Below are 2,711 nucleotides of genomic sequence, written 5' to 3'. Positions count from 1 at the left end.
GGCCAGCTGGATCGGCAAGGTGCCGCGCGAACGGCCCACGCCAAAATCGCGGTAATGCGCCGCGCCACGCGCCAGGATGATGGGCACAGAAGCCAAGGTAATCACGTTGTTGATCACCGTGGGCTTGCCAAACAGGCCGCTGAGCGCGGGCAGCGGCGGCTTGGCACGCACGATGCCGCGTTTGCCCTCCAGGCTCTCCAGCATGGCGGTTTCCTCGCCACACACATAGGCCCCGGCGGCCATGCGCACGTGCAGGTGAAAGCCGTGGGCACTGCCCAAAATGCGCTCGCCCAAAAAGCCCGCAGCGGTAGCCAGTTCAATCGCGCTGCGCATGGTGGCCACGGCGTGTGGGTACTCAGAACGGATGTAGATATAGCCTTGTGTCGCCCCGGTGGCGATGGCGGCAATCGCCATGCCCTCGATAAGCATAAAAGGGTCGCCCTCCATGGTCATGCGGTCCGAATAGGTGCCCGAATCGCCCTCGTCGGCGTTACAGACCACGTACTTTTGCGCGGCCTGCGCGGCGGCCACGGTCTTCCATTTGATGCCTGCCGGAAAGGCCGCGCCACCCCGGCCCCGCAGGCCTGAATCGAGCACCTGCTGCACCACTTCGGTCGGCGCGAGTTGCAGGGCTTGGCGCAAACCGGCAAAGCCTTCATGCGCCTCGTAGTCCACCAGTGATAAAGGACGGGTGATGCCCATGCGGGCGAAGGTCAGGCGCTCCTGCTTTTGCAGGTAGGGCATGTCTTCCGGGTGGCCCAGATGCAGCGGGTGGCTGGCAGTCCAGTTGGAATCAAACAGGCTGGCCACATCCTCCTCGGCCACCGGGCCAAAGGCGATGCGACCTGCAGGGGTGATGACTTCGACCAGCGGCTCCAGCCAAAACAGGCCACGCGAACTGTTGCGGCGCAGCTCGATCGCCACGCCGCGCCGGTCGGCCTCGGCCTGAATTGCCAGCGCCACTTCGTCGGCACCCACGGCCAGCGAGGCGGAATCACAGGGGATGTAGATGATCATGCTGCGCTCCGGGCCTGGGCGACCAAGCGGTCAAATTTGGGAATGCTCATGCGCGCATGCAGCTTGGCATCCACCACCATCGCCGGGGACGAGGAACACAGGCCCAGGCAGTACACCGGCTCCAGCGTCACCGCGCCGTCTGCCGTGGTGCCGGGGTGGTCGCCACTCAAGCCCAGGCGCACGCAGGCATGGGCCCAGAGCTGCTCAGCCCCCATGGACTGGCAGGCCTCGGCCCGGCAGATTTGCACCACGTGCTGGCCCGCAGGCTGCGAGCGGAAGTGGTGGTAGTAAGTCACCACGCCATGCACCTCGGCGGTGGACAGGTTCAGCGCTTTGGCGATGCTGGGCACCGCAGTGGCCGGGATGTAGCCCAGTGCGTCCTGCACCGCGTGCAGGATGGGCATCAGTGCGCCGGGCAGGTGCCGGTGGGCAGCCACCACTGTCGCAACGGTTTCAAGGGTGTTTTCGGTTGTCATGGTGGGGCTGTCCGGTGGTGGCGCTAGGCGCTCTTTTTTAAGACGATATCAGTGGAAAAATTTGGCTACGCTGAGCAGCGTGCGGTAGATGCCCCAGACCAAGGGCAAGCCCACCGCCAGCCACGCCAACACCACGAAAGCGGGGTTAACCGGGTTAGTGGCAGTCTGCCCGCCTGTGCCACTGGCGTGCAGCTCGGCACCGGCGGCTTTTTCATGCGCCAGGCGTTTTTCAACAGCCAGTTCGGCATCGGTCATAAAGTACTTGTCGGCCACCGGGCGGATCAGCAGGTTGCACACCAGGCCCACCGCCAGCATGCCCACCAGGATGTACATGGTCTGGTTATAAACCTGTTCGCGCGGGAGTCCAAGGCCCAGCTGGTATTCCCGCATGTAATTCACCACCACCGGCCCCAGCACACCGGCGGTGGCCCAGGCGGTCAGCAGGCGGCCATGGATGGCCCCCACCATTTGCGTTCCAAACAGGTCGGCCAGGTAGGCGGGCACGGTAGAAAAACCGCCGCCGTACATGCTCAAAATGACGCAAAGTGCGCCAACAAACAAGACGATGCTGCCCGCAGCGGCACTGCCGGGCACGCTGAAGTACATGGCCCCGCCCAGCACAAAGAACACCACGTAGGTCATCTTGCGGCCCAGCTTGTCGGACAGACTGGCCCAAAAGAAGCGGCCACCGATGTTGAACAGGCTCAGCAGCGCGGTAAAGCCCGCCGCCACGCCAGCAATCGCCGCCAACTGGGTTTTGTCGAGCTCGCCGTATTTCTGCGTTAGGCCAATCAACGATCCGCCAAACACCTCTTGCAGCATGGGCGAGGCCATGCCGATCACGCCGATACCGGCGCTGACGTTCATGCACAGCACCATCCACACCAGCCAGAACTGGGGAATGCCCCACACCTTGCTGACGTGCACGTGGCGCTGGGTGATCATGCTATTGCTGGCGTTGGCTGCGGGCGGAGTCCAGCCGGCGGGTTTCCAGCCGGTTTCGGGCACGCGGTAGCCCAGGGCACCGGCCATCATGAAGACAAAATACACCAGCGCCATCACGACGAAGGTCTGCATCACGCCCACGTCGGTGGCGCTGGCGAAATGCTTCATCAAGTCGGCGGCCAGCGGGCTGCCGATCATCGCGCCGCCGCCAAAGCCCATGATGGCCATGCCGGTAGCCATGCCACGGCGGTCAGGGAACCACTTGATCAGCGT

The 2,711-nt window shown here is 64.0% G+C and carries 2 protein-coding genes and 1 pseudogene; all 3 read right to left on the bottom strand.

The genetic code is table 11. The features are described 5' to 3' along the window. Positions 1–1,017, bottom strand: a pseudogene (locus tag ABI213_RS23450) (formate dehydrogenase); the annotation flags it as partial. Then, positions 1,014–1,493 (bottom strand): formate dehydrogenase subunit gamma, encoded by a 480-nt coding sequence (locus ABI213_RS23445; RefSeq protein ID WP_348005078.1) that lies wholly within the window; start codon positions 1,491–1,493, stop codon positions 1,014–1,016. The pseudogene ABI213_RS23450 and the gene ABI213_RS23445, both read right to left, overlap by 4 nt. A 48-nt stretch (positions 1,494–1,541) precedes the next feature. Next, positions 1,542–2,711 (bottom strand): OFA family MFS transporter (locus tag ABI213_RS23440; RefSeq protein ID WP_348028904.1); only part of this gene is annotated, 1,170 nt, incomplete at its 5' end.

Source organism: Rhodoferax sp. (assembly GCF_039922535.1).
Taxonomy (GTDB): Bacteria; Pseudomonadota; Gammaproteobacteria; order Burkholderiales; family Burkholderiaceae_C; genus Rhodoferax_B.
This window is presented reverse-complemented; position numbering and strand designations above follow the sequence as displayed.

Excerpts from the sequence above, each read along its gene's own strand:
- ABI213_RS23445 (WP_348005078.1), bottom strand. The coding sequence starts at position 1,493 with ATGACAACCGAAAACACCCTTGAAACCGTTGCGACAGTGGTGGCTGCC.